This window comes from Gordonia sp. G4 (assembly GCF_057770005.1).
In genome coordinates, this window is record NZ_CM173442.1 from 2,565,279 (window position 1) to 2,581,789 (window position 16,511).

At 70.6% G+C, this 16,511-nt stretch carries 12 protein-coding genes and 2 pseudogenes; 9 read left to right on the top strand and 5 right to left on the bottom strand.

The window, feature by feature from the left end; genetic code table 11:
* Nucleotides 1–7: 7 nt before the first annotated feature.
* Together radA and AC3B5T_RS11495 are read right to left on the bottom strand one after the other, a co-directional pair.
* Nucleotides 8–1,387: a DNA repair protein RadA gene (gene radA / locus AC3B5T_RS11490; protein ID WP_055475228.1), complete on the bottom strand. Its 1,380-nt coding sequence runs from the start codon at nucleotides 1,385–1,387 to the stop codon at nucleotides 8–10.
* An 86-nt stretch (nucleotides 1,388–1,473) separates the two neighbouring features.
* A pseudogene (locus AC3B5T_RS11495) lies at nucleotides 1,474–2,157 on the bottom strand (hypothetical protein).
* Between the two features lie 446 nt (nucleotides 2,158–2,603).
* Here AC3B5T_RS11495 and AC3B5T_RS11500 point away from each other — a divergent pair.
* From AC3B5T_RS11500 to ispF, 3 genes are read left to right on the top strand one after another with little or no spacing between them, the layout of a single operon-like run.
* Nucleotides 2,604–3,092, top strand: a complete 489-nt coding sequence (locus AC3B5T_RS11500; protein WP_004020903.1) for a CarD family transcriptional regulator — start codon at nucleotides 2,604–2,606, stop codon at nucleotides 3,090–3,092.
* 30 nt (nucleotides 3,093–3,122) lie between these two features.
* On the top strand, nucleotides 3,123–3,815 hold the full coding sequence (gene ispD / locus AC3B5T_RS11505) for a 2-C-methyl-D-erythritol 4-phosphate cytidylyltransferase (RefSeq protein WP_055475226.1): 693 nt from the start codon (nucleotides 3,123–3,125) through the stop codon (nucleotides 3,813–3,815).
* Nucleotides 3,812–4,279 carry a 2-C-methyl-D-erythritol 2,4-cyclodiphosphate synthase gene (gene ispF / locus AC3B5T_RS11510; protein WP_055475225.1) on the top strand — a complete coding sequence of 156 codons (468 nt, stop codon included), beginning with the start codon at nucleotides 3,812–3,814 and terminating at the stop codon, nucleotides 4,277–4,279. The genes ispD and ispF overlap by 4 nt, the downstream gene beginning before the upstream one ends.
* 4 nt (nucleotides 4,280–4,283) lie before the next feature.
* On the opposite strand, the pseudogene AC3B5T_RS11515 reads toward ispF, so the two are convergent.
* Nucleotides 4,284–5,506: pseudogene (locus AC3B5T_RS11515) on the bottom strand (nucleotide disphospho-sugar-binding domain-containing protein); the annotation flags it as partial.
* Nucleotides 5,503–6,861: a non-ribosomal peptide synthetase gene (locus AC3B5T_RS11520; RefSeq protein WP_055475223.1), complete on the bottom strand. Its 1,359-nt coding sequence runs from the start codon at nucleotides 6,859–6,861 to the stop codon at nucleotides 5,503–5,505. The gene AC3B5T_RS11520 and the pseudogene AC3B5T_RS11515, both read right to left, overlap by 4 nt.
* A gap of 497 nt (nucleotides 6,862–7,358) precedes the next feature.
* Here AC3B5T_RS11520 and AC3B5T_RS11525 point away from each other — a divergent pair, with 497 nt between their 5' ends.
* The 5 genes from AC3B5T_RS11525 (at nucleotide 7,359) to rlmB (ending at nucleotide 14,066) form a co-directional block, all read left to right on the top strand.
* Nucleotides 7,359–8,867 (top strand): condensation domain-containing protein, encoded by a 1,509-nt coding sequence (locus tag AC3B5T_RS11525; protein ID WP_055475266.1) that lies wholly within the window; start codon nucleotides 7,359–7,361, stop codon nucleotides 8,865–8,867.
* The gene (locus AC3B5T_RS11530) at nucleotides 8,867–10,318 is read left to right on the top strand and encodes an acyltransferase (protein WP_259936034.1); all 1,452 of its coding nucleotides are present in this window, start codon (nucleotides 8,867–8,869) and stop codon (nucleotides 10,316–10,318) included. Before AC3B5T_RS11525 ends, AC3B5T_RS11530 begins: the two co-directional genes overlap by 1 nt.
* Nucleotides 10,315–11,661, top strand: coding sequence for a condensation domain-containing protein (locus tag AC3B5T_RS11535; protein ID WP_055475220.1), 1,347 nt, complete (start codon nucleotides 10,315–10,317; stop codon nucleotides 11,659–11,661). The genes AC3B5T_RS11530 and AC3B5T_RS11535 overlap by 4 nt, the downstream gene beginning before the upstream one ends.
* A gap of 63 nt (nucleotides 11,662–11,724) precedes the next feature.
* Nucleotides 11,725–13,116, top strand: coding sequence for a cysteine--tRNA ligase (gene cysS, locus AC3B5T_RS11540; RefSeq protein WP_055475219.1), 1,392 nt, complete (start codon nucleotides 11,725–11,727; stop codon nucleotides 13,114–13,116).
* Entirely contained in the window at nucleotides 13,116–14,066 is a 951-nt protein-coding gene (rlmB, locus tag AC3B5T_RS11545; protein ID WP_055475218.1) for a 23S rRNA (guanosine(2251)-2'-O)-methyltransferase RlmB, read from the top strand. Before cysS ends, rlmB begins: the two co-directional genes overlap by 1 nt.
* A 20-nt stretch (nucleotides 14,067–14,086) precedes the next feature.
* On the opposite strand, the gene AC3B5T_RS11550 is transcribed toward rlmB, so the two are convergent.
* Nucleotides 14,087–14,845 carry a LamB/YcsF family protein gene (locus tag AC3B5T_RS11550; protein ID WP_055475217.1) on the bottom strand — a complete coding sequence of 253 codons (759 nt, stop codon included), beginning with the start codon at nucleotides 14,843–14,845 and terminating at the stop codon, nucleotides 14,087–14,089.
* Between the two features lie 99 nt (nucleotides 14,846–14,944).
* Between AC3B5T_RS11550 and AC3B5T_RS11555 the strand changes: the two genes are divergently transcribed.
* Nucleotides 14,945–16,510, top strand: a complete 1,566-nt coding sequence (locus AC3B5T_RS11555; RefSeq protein ID WP_488358692.1) for a carboxylesterase/lipase family protein — start codon at nucleotides 14,945–14,947, stop codon at nucleotides 16,508–16,510.
* The last annotated feature ends 1 nt before the right edge of the window (nucleotide 16,511 follow it).

The window sequence follows — 16,511 nt, forward strand, 5'->3', positions numbered from 1 at the left end:
GGACGGGTCAGAAGGGCGCGTCCACCGGATCGGCGTCGCGGAGACCGACGGCGTCGCCGAGGTTCGCCACACGCAGGATCCGGATGCCCGTCGGCAGTTCCTCGTCGGTGGCCGCGGGGATGATCGCCTCCCGGAAGCCGAGTCGCTTCGCCTCGGCGAGTCGGCGCGCGACGGCCGAGACACGACGGACCTCACCGCCGAGCCCGACCTCGCCGACGACCACCGTCGACTGCGGGATCGGCTGGTTCTTCACCGTGGAGTACACAGCGAGCGCGATCGCGAGATCGGCGGCCGGCTCGGTCACGCGCATGCCGCCCACCGTGGATAGATACACCTCGCTCTTCGCGATCTGTTTCAGACCCCCGCGTGCCTGCAGGACCGCGAGCACCATCGAGACGCGGTTCATGTCCAGGCCGGAGACCGCCCGGCGCGGAATGTTCATCTCGGTGCCGTTCGCCAGCGCCTGGACCTCGCCCACCAGTGCGCGTTTGCCGTCCATGGTCACCAGGGTCGCGCTGCCGCTCACATCCGAATCACGTTGATGCAGAAAGATTCCGGAGGGATCCGGGACCTGATGGATGCCGTCGTCGCGCTGTTCGAAACACCCCACCTCGTCGGCCGCACCGAACCGGTTCTTGACACCGCGGACCATGCGTAGCGTCGAGTGCCGGTCACCCTCGAACGCGAGTACGACGTCGACGAGGTGCTCCAGCGACCGCGGCCCGGCGACCGCGCCCTCCTTGGTGACGTGGCCGACGAGGATGACCGCGACCCCGCGGTTCTTGGCGAGCGAGACCAGTGCGGTCGTGACCGCCCGGATCTGGGTCACGCCGCCGGTGACGCCGTCGGCCCCGGAGGCGACGAGGGTCTGTACCGAGTCGACGATCATGAGTGACGGCGCGACGGAGTCGACGTGGCCGAGGATCGTCGCGAGGTCGGTCTCGGCGGCCAGGTAGACGTTCGGGTGCACCGCGCCGGTGCGCTCGGCCCGCATGCGGACCTGCCCGGCAGATTCCTCGCCGGTGATGTAGAGCGCCGTGCGGTCCTGTGCCGCCCAGTGTTTGACGGCTTCGAGCAGCAGCGTCGACTTGCCGACGCCGGGCTCACCGGCCAGCAGGATGACCGAGCCCGGGACGACGCCGCGGCCCAGCACCCGGTCGAGCTCGCCGATGCCCGTGGGGATCGCGGCGGACGATTCGGCGTCGACCTCGGTGATGCGCAGAGCGGGGCTCGACGGTGCGACCGCCGCGGTCGAGCGCGCCGACGGTGCCGGCCCGGCCACCTCGCCGATGGTGCCCCATTCGCCGCACTCGGGGCAGCGGCCCACCCACTTGGGCACCTGATGGCCACACGCGGTGCAGCGGAAGGACGTCTTGGTTCTGGCCACCCGGTCAGCCTAGGTGGCGGGGCCGACAGAACGAGCGAGGCCCGGCGGGTGCCGGGCCTCGCTCGTGGAAGTGGTTCGACCGGTGGTCAGTGGCCGCCTTCGCCGTGACCCTCGCCGTCGGCGCCGTGTTCGCCGGTGCCGGCCCCGGAGCCCTCTTCGCCGTGGCCCTCGTCGCCGTGATGCTAGTTGTAGAAGGTCGGCTCGGCGTTACGTGCCACGTCCTGGCGCTCGAGCTCGGCGCCGCCGTCGACCGGGGCGTCGACGGTGGTCTGGCCGGCATCGACCCAGCGGCCGTCGGCCTCGCGCTTCTCGAACACGAACGTCAGCTCGGTCGTCAGACCCGCCGCGACCGTGTCACCGGTGTTGTCGAGCTCGACGCTGAGGCGCTTCTCGAACTCGGCGTTGGCGCCGACCGGGGTGCCGCCGCGCAGCGCCCCGTTGGGCGGGATGACGCGGTCATCGGCCTCAGCGCCCTCGATGAAGGTGACCTGCCCCTCCTCGGGGTTGATCCCCTTGAGGCGGTAGTAGACAAGCGGATCGGAGTTGGCGATGACGAACGCCAGCTCGAACGGTCCGCCGTCGCCGAAGACCGTCGATGCGTCGTTCTCGGGGTAGAGGATCTGCACGTCGCGGAGCTCGAGTTCGTCGTAGTTGACGTTCGCGCCGTTGATCGCGGGCAGCTGATTGGCGGTCTGCGAGATCTGACCCGCACCGCAGCCGGTGGTGCCGAGGGCGACGGCGATGCCGATCGCGGCAACCGCGGTCACCATGCGAGATGGCCGAACCGCCGACCGCCGCGCGGAAAGTGATAGCACTGACACCCGATCCTCCCAGGTCAAACGAAGCCGACATGCAGCGCGCGAAACCCTGCACTACGCAGCGTAGTGGGCGCGGTGCGGAAAAGTCCGGCCGGGTACCCGATTGGTCTGTCGCCGTCGCCGGCGCCACGGCCCCGCAGCGGTCGCCGGGTGGTCGTGCCCACGTCGTCCCAGGGGTCGGCGGGCGGTGCCGGGGAGCCCGGTCGACACCGTGGTGGGGCGTACCCCGCGCCAGGCCGACGGGGAGCTCCGGTGGGGTAGCGCACCCTCACCGCGCACCCCTCGCGACCTCGCAAGAGCCTGTCATGAAACCTGTTCACCGCGTTGACCTGCACCGTTGGGTGGGTGCCTCGGAACGCCCGTGCTAGACTGGCTTCACTCGAAAGGGGCAAGGAACATTGAATTTCAAAGTTGGCGACACCGTCGTTTACCCCCATCACGGTGCTGCCCGGGTCGAAGACATCGTGACCCGGACCATCAAGGGTGAGCAGATCGAATACCTTGTTCTCAAGGTTGCCGACGGTGACATGACCGTTCAGATTCCCTCGACGAAGCTCGAGTACGTGGGCGTTCGCGACGTCGTCGGGCAGGAAGGTCTCGATCAGGTCTTCCAGGTTCTGCGGGCCCCGCACACCGAGGAGCCGACCAACTGGGCGCGCCGGTTCAAGGCGAACCAGGAGAAGCTGATCTCGGGCGACATCATCAAGGTCGCCGAGATCGTCCGCGACCTCTGGCGTCGCGAACAGGATCGTGGGTTGTCGGCCGGTGAGAAGCGGATGCTGACCCGAGCCCGTCGCGTTCTGGTCGACGAGTTGTCACTCGCCCAGAACACCGACGACGAGAAGGCCACCAGCATGCTGGACGAGGTTCTCGCCGCCGCTTCCTGACCGCCGGTCGCACCTGGTTCAGGACTCTTCGTGACCCCTACGCCGGAGCTTTCCGGCGCAGAAGTCTGTGTCATCATCCCGGCCGCCGGGTCGGGAACCCGGCTCGGTGAGCCGGTGCCCAAGGCCTTCGTGGACGTGGGTGGACGGACGATCCTCGAGCGATGCGTCGACAACATCCCCGCCTCGCTGGGGGCGACCGTGGTCGTCGTGGTGCCCGCCGACCTCGTCGAGCGGGCATCGGCGTTGCTGACCGGCGTGCGCGTCGTCGCCGGTGGCGCTCACCGGTCGGATTCGGTGCGCGCCGGCATCGCCGCCGCCGGCCACGCCGGCATCCTGCTCGTGCACGACGCCGCGCGACCACTCACCCCCGCGCGGGTGTTCACCGACGTCGTCGCCGCGATCCGCGCCGGGCATCAGGCGGTCGTCCCCGCCGTTCCCGTCGTCGACACCCTCAAACAGGTCGAGCCCGGCCCGGCCGGTCTCGAACGCGTGACGCGGACCGTCGACCGCGAGGAGTTGCGCGCCGTACAGACCCCCCAGGGTTTCACCCGTGACGCCCTCCTCCGCGCGCACGCCGATGACGCCGGTATCGCGACCGACGACGCCGGCCTCGTCGAGACATGCGGAATCGATGTCCACCTCGTCCCCGGAGACCCGCTTGCCATGAAGATCACCACGCCCTGGGACCTGCGTATCGTGCGCGACATGGTCGGTGGGCGATGAGGGTCGGCATCGGTACCGATGCCCATCGCGTCGACGCGTCCGCCGAGTGCTGGATGGTCGGTCTGTATTTTCCCGACGAACCGGGGTGTGAAGGCCACTCCGACGGCGACGTCGGCGCCCACGCGCTGTGCGATGCGGTGCTGTCGGCGGCGGGTCTGGGTGACGTGGGTTCCGTGTTCGGCACCGGTCGCCCGGAGTGGGAGGGTGTCTCGGGAGTCCAGATGCTCTCGCACGTACGGACTCTCATCGAGGCCGACGGGCTCCGCGTGGTGAACGCGGCCGTACAGGTGGTGGGCAATCGGCCCAAGATCGGACCGCGCCGTGCGGAGGCGCAGCAGGTGCTGTCCGACGTGCTGGGCGGCCCGGTGTCGGTGTCGGCGACAACGACCGACGGCCTGGGCATGACCGGCCGCGGCGAGGGGATCGCCGCGGTGGCCACCGCGCTGCTGGACGCCGCGGGCTAACCCCCGAGCTCAGCAGGATGTCGCAGGCCCGGCCGGTGGCCTCGGCCGGCGGGGTGAGACGCGCGGCGAGACCGGCCGCGCCCGCCGCCACCGCGGGATCGGTGAGGGGGCCAGATCGTCCGGGCCGAACCGGGCGAGACGATTGCCCGCTCCGGCGCCGGCTCCGCGCAGGGCGGCCGCCCACATCGGCTGATCGGCGCTCAACCACGCGACCACCGACGGGATCCCGGCGCGCGCCACGGCCGCCGTGGTGCCGGCGCCACCGTGGTGAACGGCACCCCCGCACTGCGGCAACAGGAGCTCGTGGTCGACGGGCCCATCGATGTGCAGCAGCCGGTCGTGGTGTGGCAGCGGGTGTTCGGTGTGCCCGATGACGCGCAGGCCGCGGGCGAGCAGAGTGGACACGATGGCGGTGATCTGCTCGCTGCTGATCTTCATGCTGCCGAAACCGACATAGACGGGTGGTTCGCCTCCGCCGATCCAGTCCAGCGCGGCGGCCGTCGCGTCGTTCCCGGCCGCCATCGCACTCCGGGACGCTTTGTCGGGCAACAGGAATCCGACCAGCGGACGCTGCGCGCCCCACTCCTCGTCGAGACCGGGGAAGAGCGCGGCGTCGTAGGCCTGGATCTCCGGCACGCCCCGCGCGCGGAGTCGGCTTCCGAGTGGGCCTTTCGCGACCGGTAGGTCGAGTTCGTGGCGGAGTCGACGGTCCGCCCCGCGCACCGTCAGCCAATAGGTGCGGTCGGCGAGCAGCCACATCGCTCGCGAGACGGGCCGGGGGTAGCGGCGGTAGCGGACGTCGAGGCTCGCGTTGGGCCGCAGCGGACAGAAGTGCAACGGCACGAACGGGATTCCACGACTCTGTGCGATCGCCTCGCCGCGGTCCTGGGCGAGCGGACCGGTCACGAGCAGATCCGAGGAGTCGGCGAGCTCGCGCATCACGCGCTCGGAGGTCGCGCGCCCGTGTTCGGCGACCTCGCCGAGTGCACGCAGACGTACGCGCGGGTTCTTCGATTTGAGGCGTTCTTTCACCAGTGGGCTCGCGAGGAGCTCGGCGGTCGACGGTGCCAGCACCTCGGTCGGCAGACCCGTCGCGGCGGTCATGTCGACCAGATCCTCCGGTACGGCCAGACGTACCCCGTGTCCGCGCCGGGTGAGCTCGGCGCCGAGCGCGATCGCCGGCTGGATGTCACCCCGGCTGCCGTGGACCGCGAATGCGAACCTCATGCGCCCCAGGGCTTTCCCGAGATCCCCCAGGCGGCGAGCTCGTCGTCGACGAGGGACCGCAGGGACGCGGCGTCGGGGATGCGGACCGGGTCGAGGGAACTGACGCTGAACATCACGTGGCCGTCGTTGATCGCGAGCCAGCCGCTGACACCGCCTTTGCGGTCGCGCAACCGCACCGGGTCGCCGGTGGCGGTGATGGCCCGGATCGACAGTGCACCAGCGGTTCCGGTGCCGAGCGTCGCGAACTCGTCGGGGGCCTGGCCGACGTTCGACGCCAGGCACAGCGGTGTGGTCACCTTGGACGCCAGGCGCCGCGTGATCGACGGGCTCAGCGCCTGCAACACGACGGCTCGTTGCGCGACGGCGCCCGAGTTCGCGGCGAGTCTGCCGTAGGCGTCCTTGCATGCGGTGCGCACCGCGGTGAGGTCGTCGTAGCGCCCGGGGACGACCTCCACGAAAGCCGTTGCGCCCGAGCTGGCGTTGGCCCGCCGGTCGTCGAGCGTGCGGGAGGAGACCGGCAGCGAGACCGGGACGACGTCCCCCTCCGACACGCGGCCGCTGCGCTCGAGGATGCCGACCATCAGGGCGGCGAAGAGACTGTTGTCGGTGCCCCCGCGGGACTTCGCCGCCCCGGTGTAGTCCGCCTGCGGGATCAGGACCGTGACATTCGGCGCGGTCTCGGCGCCCGCGACGTCGGTGTCGGTGTCGGGTGTGGGCCGGCCGGTCACCCGCACGGGGGAGGGCGGCGGGGTGGACCGGCTCGCGCGCCAGATGCGCGCGGCGGTCGTGCCCGCGGTCCACAGCAGGTCCGCCGCATCGCGGACGTCGGAGACGAGGCCGGGTTCGGCGCCGGGCACGTAGTCGAGGCCGTGGATGGCCTCGATGACCGCGACCGCTCCGGTGCCGCCGTCGGCGATGACATGGGAGATGATCAGCGAGACCAGCACCGAGTCGTCGGCGGCCGCGCGGGCGACGACGAGCCGCCACGCCGGCCCGTTCTCGAAGTCGAGCGGGGCGTCCGCCTGTGCCCGCCCCCAGGCCTCCTCGTCGCCGGCCGGTACCGGTTCGGTCTGCACCGAGACCGCGCCTGCCTCCGGGGTGTACCGCCAGTACGCGCGGCCCGGTCCACGGTGTCGGGTGACGAGCCTGCTCAGGCGCCCATAACGCAACTTCTGGCCGAGTGCGGTGATGGTGTCGACGTCGACCGTGCCGGGGAACCGCCAGAGTGTCTGGTTCACGACGGGGAGGCCGAGGACGACGTCCATCCGGACGAACAGGTCGTCGTCGGCGGTCAGGCGGTCGACGGCCTCCGGTGCCGACGTGCGGTCGGGGCGGACCAGGGATGCAAAATTCATGCTTGCCTTGCCGTTGGTTGATCGGGTCAGGTGATTGCCGGTACGGACTCCGCACTCTTCACCGCAAGACGCGCACACTACCGGACGCCTCTCCGGGAAACACGAGAGGGAAACCGAGGTTCGGTAGGGGTTCTGACGATGAGATCTTTCACACCGAGTCAGGGACCAACGGGCGACTCCCGCGCGCCCAGCGGTCATTGCTACGGCAGAAAAGCGCTCCGGCGACCTCAAAACTAAGGGTCAGAGCCATACGAGCACGTTAGTCGGACCTACGGACGTTCGAGTTCGGGTTGTCGGCCGACTCTTGCCACCGCATAGCCTTCCATTCATTTTGCTCGCCAAACTATCAATCAAGGCGGATCCGGGTTACTGTCTTGACCGTTGATAAGGGCGTCCTAACCGCGTTGGTGCGATCGGCTGTGGTGTCTGGGTCTGCGGTGGTGTCGTTGAGGACGTCTACCGAGGTGCTCGAACGCGTGGCGAACACGGAGGAAGTTGTGGAATACACCGAGCTGACCGACTATTCGATGCCCGGCGGCACCGTCACCGCCTGGGAGCCGCAGGTCGACGCCACCGAGTGGCAGACGGACTCCCGACAGCTGTCCTACATGCACCTCGAACACGCCCGCCGGGCGGTCCGCGAGGGCTCGGAGTGGTACAGCCAGTGGATCGGCACCGCCTTCCGGATCGAGCATCCGCTCGACCGGGAAGCCCTCTCCCGCACCATCATCGCGTGGTATCGCCGGCACGAGGCATTCCGGACCTCGGTACGCGTCCACGAACCGGAGCATCCGCAGGGCGACCTGACCCGGATCACCATCTCGGCCGATTCGATCACCGTCCGCGAGCGCGACTTCGGGTCGGACCTGGCCGCCGACGAGGTCTCCGGCCTGGTCACCGACTACTTCAATCGCACGGTCACGCCGCTGAGCTGGCCGCACTGCATCGCCGTGACCGTGGAGCCGACCGGTGACGACACCGGGTTCCTGCTCGTGTTCGCGGCCGACCACACCGTGATGGACGCCTACACCCAGGTGTTCGCCATCCGCGAGCTCACCGCGCTCTACGCCGCCGAGGTGACCGGTGAACCCCACGCGCTGCACCAGTTCGGCAGCTACCTCGACTTCAGCGACGCCGAGCGTCGACTCGGTGAGCAGATCGACGCGAACAACGTCGCGGTCAGTCAGTGGCGGGACTTCTTCGACGACACCCCGACCGCCGTGCAGCCCGAACCCGTCCCGCGTTTCCCGCGGTTCGAGGTGCCGGCCGGGTCGCCGCGCACCATCGTGTCGGAACGCTTGCCGGACAACGGGTTCCAGGCGACCTTGTCGCACTGGCTGCTCGACGCCGCGGACACCAAGCGCTTCGACGCGGTGTGCAAGGGTGCCGGATCGTCGATGACGGCGGGGATCTACACCGCGCTGTCCATGACCTCGGCCGCGCTGTCGGGCAGTGCGGATCTGCGATTCATCGGCCCGGTGCACACCCGTAACGCCATCGAGTGGGGCGAAGCCGTCGGCTGGTTCGTCGGCATCATCCCCGTCGCGATCCGGCCCGGCCAGCCGGCGAAGTTCACCGACGCGCTGACGGCCGTGGCGGCGACCTCCGCGCAGTACAAGAGCGTGGGTGCGGCCCCGTTCGCGCCGGTGGCCGAACTCATCGGCGGCGACGTGACGCCGCCCGGCTTCGTGGTGTCCTACATCGACCTCCGTCATGCTGAGGGTGCGGCCGACTGGACACCTCGCCAGGCGCGCGTGCTGCGCAGCGCGACGCGCGACGCCGACGAGGTCTACTTCTGGATCAACCGGATTCCGACCGGGCTCAACGTGTCCGCGCGATTCCCCGCCGACGAGAACGCCGCCGCCGTCGAGGTCTTCCTCTCCACGTTCCGCGAGATCCTGACGACGATCGTCGCCGACGGTGACTGCGAGTACACCTACCGTGCGGTCGAATCCGTGCCGGCCGGAGCGCACACCGGAGGGTCGACGGCCGCACTCGGCAGCTGATGACCGGCGCCGTGCGGACCGTCTTCGCCACGCCCCGGTTCGGTGCGCCGGGCTCGGTGGTGGTCCCGCTGCGCGACCACCTGATCGGCGGTCGGACCGTCGAATGGGAACTGCGCGAAGCCGATCGAGTGGGCCGTGCCGCGCAGCAGTGGGGGAGCGGGGTCTCGTTCCTGCAGTCCGACCACCTGGCGACGATGGGCGACAAGCGGCGTCGCGGCGAGGTGCACACGGGATTCCTGCTCGCCGCCATGCGTTTCGACACCGTCCTCGACGAGGGTGCGATGGCCGCGGCGCTCACCGACTTCGTGCGTCGGCACGAAGAACTGCGCGCGCACTACCGCCCCGGACCGGACGGTCCCCAGCGGTGGGTGGCGCCGCCCGAGGAGTACGTGATCGAGGTCGCCGACACCGAATCCGTCATCGTGGCCGGGGCCGATCTCGGCACCTGGGTCGGGCGTCAGGCGTCGGAAAAGGCTCGCGCGGAACTGGTTCCGGGGTCCTGGTGGGCGGCGACCGTCGACGACGGCGGTTTCACCTTCTTCGTGGCCACGGATCACGCGCACGGCGACGGATATTCGTCGGTGCTCGCACTGACCGAGATCACCGCGCTCTACCGTGCACACTGCGCGGGGAGGACACCCACACCGCCGGCGCCGGGCGCGTTCGGCGAAGCCGTGCTCGCCGAACGGTCCGCGGCGGCCGCGCTCCCGCCCGACGACGAGCGGGTGGCGATGTGGCGAGAGGTGTTGCTGGCCAACGACGGTCGCGCACCGCGGTGCCCGCTCGACCTGGGCCTCACCGACGACGCCCCGGCCCCGGCGGTCGCGGTGGAGCAGTGGTTGCTCGATCCGGATGCGCTCGCGCGCTGCGACGCCCGACTGGACCGGACCGGCGAGGGATTCGCCGGTCTCCTGTACGCCACCCTGGCGGTGCGTCACCGCGAGATCACCGGGGAGTCGCGGTTCTTCGTCTCCACGGTGCTCGCCACCCGCGACGCCGGGACCGCGTGGACCCAGGGCTGGCTGTGCAACTTCGCCCCGATCGCAGTGGAGCTCCCCGCCGAGCCGACGCCCTTCGACGACGTGGTGCGCGCGGCCGGACGTAGCGTGCGCGCCGCGCGCCGCGCGAGTTCGGCGCCCGCACACGGGGTCCTGGCGTTGCTGGCCGCCGAAGGCGTCTTCCGGGGCCTGGACGGCAGCCCGTACATGGTGTCCTACACCGATCTGGCGCGACTACCGATCGGCGACGACCCGGCCCTGACGACGATGCAGACCTCGAGTGGCGTCGGCCCCACGCGCAACGCCAACCTGTGGTTCACGCGGACCCCCGCGGGCCTCGTCGTCCGGTGTCATCTCCCCGACAACGACGTGGCACGCACATCGGTCGCCGACCACCTCGCACGTGTCGGCGGCATCCTCGACGACTATGCGAGCGGGAGGCCCGAGCGGTGAAGCTCTCGAGTTCGGAGACCTGGGAGGTCGAGCCGGGGGAACTGATCCGATGGCTTCCGCTACCCGGCGGCTGCGCGGCGTCGTCGAGCGCGCCGGTGTCGGAGAACGAGCGATTCCACCTGGACTCGATCGCGCAGGGGCAACCCGGCTGGATCGCGCTCACGCTCGACTTCCCCGAGCGGCTCGAGCTCGCGCGCCTTGGCGAGGTGGTGTCCACCGTCATCGCGCGGCACGACGTCCTGCGCAGCCACTACGTGGCGACCGACACCGGATACCAGCGAGTGCTGCACGGCGGCGTCGACGTCAAGGAGGACTCGCACGAACCCGACGCCGGGCTCGGGCCCGCGGAGTTCGCGGCCGAACTGGCCGGACGGATCACCGCCACGTGCAACCCGTTCGAGCCGGTGCCGCACTTCCTGGCCGCCGTCCGCAGAGCGTCGAGCACGACCCTCGTCTGCGGGTTCGACCACTGCTACGTCGACGCGCGCTCGATGGCGCTGCTGTCCTCCGAGATCTGCGATCTGCTCGCCGGCGCGGCCCTCGCTCCCGCGGAGTCCGGGCTGGACGCGCTGCGTCGGGTCGCGGGCGACGAGGCGGCGGTGCCCCCCGACGACCCCCGACTGGGCGAGTGGGGACGATTCCTGGCCGCGACCGACTGGCAGGTCCCGGAGTTCCCCGTCGACCTCGGTGTCCCGGCGGGCGAATCCGTGGAGATGCGCACGATCGTCGAGACCCTGCTGCCGGGCGATACGGCGCGGGCGTTCAGTTCGGCGGTCCACCGACACGGCGGGCGGACGTACCCCGCGGTGCTCACCTGCGCGGCGATGGCCGTCAAGTCGCTCGGCGGGCCCGACGAGCTCGCCACCGTGGTGCCCACCGGCACCGGCGCGGGCCCCGGCTGTGTGGGCTGGTCGGTGGGCAACGCGCCCCTGCGGATCACCGGCGGCGACGATCTGTTCGGGGCGGCAGAGATCAACACGGCCCGGCTCGCCGCCGCCCTGCCGCTGGCCGAGATCGGGCTGACCCCGGTCTACCTCGCCTTCGGCAGCCGGCTCCGTCAGCGCCGGTCGGACGTCTTCATGATGTCCTACGTCGACTACACGCGACTGCCGAGTCCGCATCGGGGGGTACGGGCCGAACAGGTCTCCAGTGCCAAACCGACCGACACCGCGCAATGGTGGTTCTGGCGCGATGCGGACGGGATCCACGTCCGCGTGCGACATCCCGCCACCGAGCGGGCGGTCGCGGTCCTGTCCGCGACCATCGCGGAGATGAGGGCGACCGCCGCCGCCGTCGCCGCGGAGCCGGCCGGCCCGGTCGGCGTCCCCGGTGAGCGTGCGTGAGGTGCGCGCACCTGCGGCTCGGGCCGTCGGTGGCCAGGTCAGGGTCCGGTAGGATTGCCGGTCGTGACCCTGCGCCTGTATGACACCGACTCCCGAGAGGTGCGCGACTTCGTGCCGCTGCACCCAGGCCAGGCGTCGGTGTACCTGTGCGGCGCGACCGTCCAGGGAGTACCGCACATCGGGCACGTCCGCAGCGGCATCGCCTTCGACATCCTGCGGCGCTGGCTGACCCACCAGGGTCTCGACGTGCTGTTCGTGCGCAACGTCACCGACATCGACGACAAGATCCTGCGAAAGGCCGCGGACGCGGGACGGCCGTGGTGGGAATGGGCAGCCACCCACGAGCGTGCGTTCGACGACGCCTACCGTGCGCTGGGGGTCCTGCCGCCGTCGGCCGAGCCGCGGGCCACGGGGTTCGTCACCCAGATGGTCGAATACATGGAGCGACTGATCAGCCGCGGGCACGCCTACGTCGCCGACGGCAACGTGTACTTCGACGTCCTGAGCCTGCCGGAGTACGGGTCGCTGTCCGGACACCGGCTCGACGACGTGCACCAGGGTGAGAGCGCGGGGACCGGCAAACGCGATCCCCGCGACTTCACCCTGTGGAAGGCGGCCAAGCCCGACGAGCCGTCCTGGCCGACGCCCTGGGGCCCCGGCCGTCCCGGCTGGCACCTCGAGTGCTCGGCGATGGCCACCTCGCTGCTCGGCGCTGAGTTCGACATCCACTGCGGCGGGATGGATCTCATCTTCCCGCACCACGAGAACGAGATCGCGCAGGCACACGGTGCGGGAGATGCGTTCGCGCGCTACTGGTTACACAACGGCTGGGTCACCATGGGTGGCGAGAAGATGAGCAAGTCGCTGGGCAACGTGGTGTCGATCCCCGCGATGCTGCAACGGGTCCGGGCGGTCGAGCTCCGCTACTACCTCGGCAGCGCGCACTACCGGTCGATGCTGGAGTACTCGTCTGGCGCGCTCACTGAGGCCGCCGCCGGCTATCGGCGCGTCGAGTCGTTCGTGGCCCGGGTCGGCGCGCGCGTGGGCGAGGTGGTCGTCGGGGATGTCGACCCCGAGTTCGCCGCCGCGCTCGACGACGACCTCGGCGTCCCGGCCGCACTCGCGGTCGTGCACAACGTGGTTCGGCAGGGCAATACCGCGTTGGAGTCCGGTGACGGAGCCGCCGCGCTGGCCGCTGCGTCCACGGTCCGCGCGATGATGGGGATTCTGGGCGTCGACCCGCTGGACGACCGGTGGGCGGGTGCCGCCGACGAGTCGGCCGCCACCTCCGCACTCGACGTGCTGGTGCAGGCGGAATTGCAGCGACGCGCCGACGCGCGCGTCGCCAAGGACTGGGCGACCGCGGACGCGGTGCGGGATCGGCTGGCGCAGGCCGGTATCGAGGTCACCGACACCCCCGACGGTGCGCAATGGGCATTGAAGGGTGAGGCGTGATGGCAGGGAACTCCAAGCGCAGAGGCGCGATTCGCAAGGACGGCACCAAGAAGGGGCAGACCGTCGGCTCGGGTGGTCAGCGTCGCCGCGGCCTCGAGGCCCGTGGCGCGACACCGAAAGCAGTTGACCGGCCGTATCATCCGGCTCACAAGCGAGCCAAGGCGGCGTCGAAGTCGGCGGCCGGTCGCAGCGGGGCGCGGGCCCGGGACGAAGGTCCCGAGTATGTCCTCGGCCGCAATCCGGTTGTGGAATGCCTGCGCGCCGGCGTGCCGGCCACCGCGCTGTACATCGCCACCAACTCCGAGCCCGACGAGCGGGTCGCCGAGGCGGTGAAGATCGCCGGCGACTCGGCGATCTCCATCCTCGAGGTCGGCAAACCCGAACTCGATCGCCTGTCCACCAACGGAATGCACCAGGGCATCGCGCTGCAGGTGCCGGAGTTCGAGTACACCCACCCGGACGACCTGATGGCGGAGGCCAAGGCCAGCGGCACCCCGCCGCTGCTCGTCGCCCTCGACAACATCACCGATCCGCGCAACCTGGGCGCGGTGATCCGCTCGGTCGCGGCCTTCGGCGGGCACGGCGTGGTCATCCCCGCACGACGCAGCGCGAGCGTGACGGCCGTCGCCTGGCGGACCAGCGCCGGTGCCGCGGCGCGCCTGCCGGTCGCCCGCGCGACCAATCTGACTCGCACATTGAAGGATTGGGCCGACGCCGGGGCGCAACTGGTCGGTCTAGATGCAGACGGTGACGTCACCCTCGACGACTACGACGGCAGCGGCCCCACCGTGATCGTGGTCGGTTCGGAGGGCAAGGGGCTCTCCCGCCTCGTCCGCGAGAGCTGCGACTCGATCCTGTCCATTCCGATGGCCGGCGACGTCGAGAGCCTCAACGCCTCGGTCGCCGCGGGTGTGGTCCTCGCCGAGTTCGCCCGCCAGCGACGCGGCTAGGCAGCATCCCTCCCGGCCGGTCAGGCCGGTGGCGCGCCGATGACGATTCCGGCGGCGGTGAGTGCGTCGCGCACGGCCTGCGCGTGTCCGACCGCGCCCGGGGTGTCGCCATGGAGGCAGACCGATCCGGCGTCGACGTCGATCAGGGTTCCGTCGATCGCGCCGATCCGGCCCGTCGTGACGAGTTCGACCACCCGTCGCGCGATCTCGGCGCTGTCCGACAACACCGCGCCGTCGGTTCCGCGCGGCACGAGGGTGCCCTCCGGGGTGTAGGCGCGGTCGGCGAACGCCTCGGAGATGGTGTCGAGTCCCGCCCGTCGGGCGCGTGACAGCACCTCCGATCCCGGTAGCCCCATGACCGCCAATCCGGCGTCGACATCGCGGACCGCGGTGACCACGGCCTCGGCCTGCTGCTCGTGATGGACGATGGTGTTGTACAGCGCGCCATGCGGTTTGACGTAGGTGACGGCCCCGCCGACCGATCGGGCGAGGGCGTCGAGCGCGCCGATCTGGTACACCAGGTCGGCGACGAGGTCCGGAGTCGTCATCTCCATGAACCGGCGCCCGAAGCCGCTGCGATCGGGGTAGGACACCTGGGCGCCGATCCGGACCCCGGCGTCGACCGCGGCCCGGCAGGTGGCGAGCAACTGCGCGGGGGTGCCGGCGTGAAAGCCGCACGCCACGTTGGCGCTGGTGACGATCCCCAGCATCGCCGCGTCGTCACCGATGCCCTCACCGAGGTCGGCGTTGAGGTCGATGCGTGCCGCGCCGGAACCCATGAGCGCATCGTAGTGGTGGCCGACCAGCGGGGACCGCCCGATCGGTGTGTGCGCGGCGGCGGGTAGACGAAGTCGTCGTTTTCGTCTACGGTGGTGGGTATGGCATTTCTCGACAGTAAGGTGACCACCCGTAACGGCGTGGTCGAGGGCGCCCGGGGGAAGCGGCTGCGCAAGGGGACCATCAGCTGGCGAGGCATCCCGTTCGCGGCACCGCCGGTGGCCCATCGCCGGTTCCGTGCACCGGAGCCCGCCCACGACTGGCCCGGCGTCCGCGACTGCACCAAGGTGGCCAAAGCGGCCATCCAGGAGAAGCGGTTCACGGCCATCGCCCCGGGCAAGTTCGCGCCGATGGCCGAGGACTGCCTCACGCTGAACGTCTACTCGCCCGACGTCGCGTCGTCGACTCCGCGACCGGTGATGGTGTTCATCCACGGCGGTGCGTTCATCCTCGGCACGGCCGCCACCCCGCTCTACGACGGCGCCTTCCTCGCGCGTGCCCAGGACGTCGTCGTCGTCACCATCCAGTACCGGTTCGGTCCGTTCGGCTTCCTCGACCTCGGTCAGTTCGCCACCGAGGACCGTCCGTTCGACTCCAACGTCGGCCTGCGTGACCAGATCGCGGCCCTGCAGTGGGTCCAGGACAACATCGAGGCGTTCGGCGGGGACGCGGAGAACGTCACGATCTTCGGCGAGAGCGCCGGCGGGTCGTCGGTGCTCTCGCTGCTGTCCGCCCCGTCGACGACCGGTCTCTATCACCAGGCCATCGCGCAGAGTCCCGCCCCGGAACTGATCGTCGAGCAGGACGCGGCGAAGATCTACGCGGACGAGTTCGTCCGGCTGTTGCGCGACCCGCAGCGTCGGGCGACCTCCTTCGAACGGGACGAGCCGCCCGTCGACACGGTCCACGCCCAGCGTCTGCTCACCTCGCCCAACCCGGCGTTGCTGCTGGCGGCGGCGAACCGGCTGATGCGATTCGCCACCAAGACCGCCAGCGGTGCGATCCCGTTCGCGCCCGTCGTCGACGGCGATCTGCTGCCGCGGTCGCCGCTCGCCGCCGCCGCGGGTGGGCTCACGCAGCCGGTGCCGCTCGTGATCGGCAGCAACCGCGACGAGGGCAAGCTGTTCGCCAAACTCTGGAACGTCCTGCCCGACTGGAACGTCCTGCCCGACGCCGAACGCGCCCTGATGCGCGTCGAGGACGAAGAGGTCCGGCGCGAGATCGCCTCGCACTACGAGGACGGGGACCGGGATCGCATCCGGCTGGCCGGCGACTCGATCTTCTGGGCACCGATGAGCGCCTTCGCCGACGGGCACAGCGCCGTCGCCCCGACCTACGTGTACCGCTACGACTACCAGACGAAGGTGCTCGAGGCCACGGGCTTCGGGGCCACGCACGCCACCGAGCTGTTCAGCGTGTTCGGTGCCTACCGGGCCCCGATGGGTGCCGGTCTCGCCCTCGCCGACTGGCCCGCCACCGGCCGGGTCACCAAGAACGTCCAGACCCGCTGGGGCGGGTTCGCCCGCACCGGCGACCCCGGTTTCGGCTGGCCCGCCTACACCACCGCCGACCGCAAGGTCCTCGTCCTCGACGACCCCGACCACGTCGAGGCCGATCCGGACGCCCTGCGTCGTCAGGCGTGGTACCGGGTGCACTCGCCGGCCTGAG

Coding starts and splice junctions, on each gene's coding strand:
- rlmB (WP_055475218.1), top strand. CDS start 13,116: ATGGCAGGGAACTCCAAGCGCAGAGGCGCGATTCGCAAGGACGGCACC.
- AC3B5T_RS11550 (WP_055475217.1), bottom strand. CDS start 14,845: ATGGGTTCCGGCGCGGCACGCATCGACCTCAACGCCGACCTCGGTGAG.
- AC3B5T_RS11520 (WP_055475223.1), bottom strand. CDS start 6,861: ATGAATTTTGCATCCCTGGTCCGCCCCGACCGCACGTCGGCACCGGAG.
- AC3B5T_RS11555 (WP_488358692.1), top strand. CDS start 14,945: ATGGCATTTCTCGACAGTAAGGTGACCACCCGTAACGGCGTGGTCGAG.
- ispF (WP_055475225.1), top strand. CDS start 3,812: ATGAGGGTCGGCATCGGTACCGATGCCCATCGCGTCGACGCGTCCGCC.
- AC3B5T_RS11530 (WP_259936034.1), top strand. CDS start 8,867: ATGACCGGCGCCGTGCGGACCGTCTTCGCCACGCCCCGGTTCGGTGCG.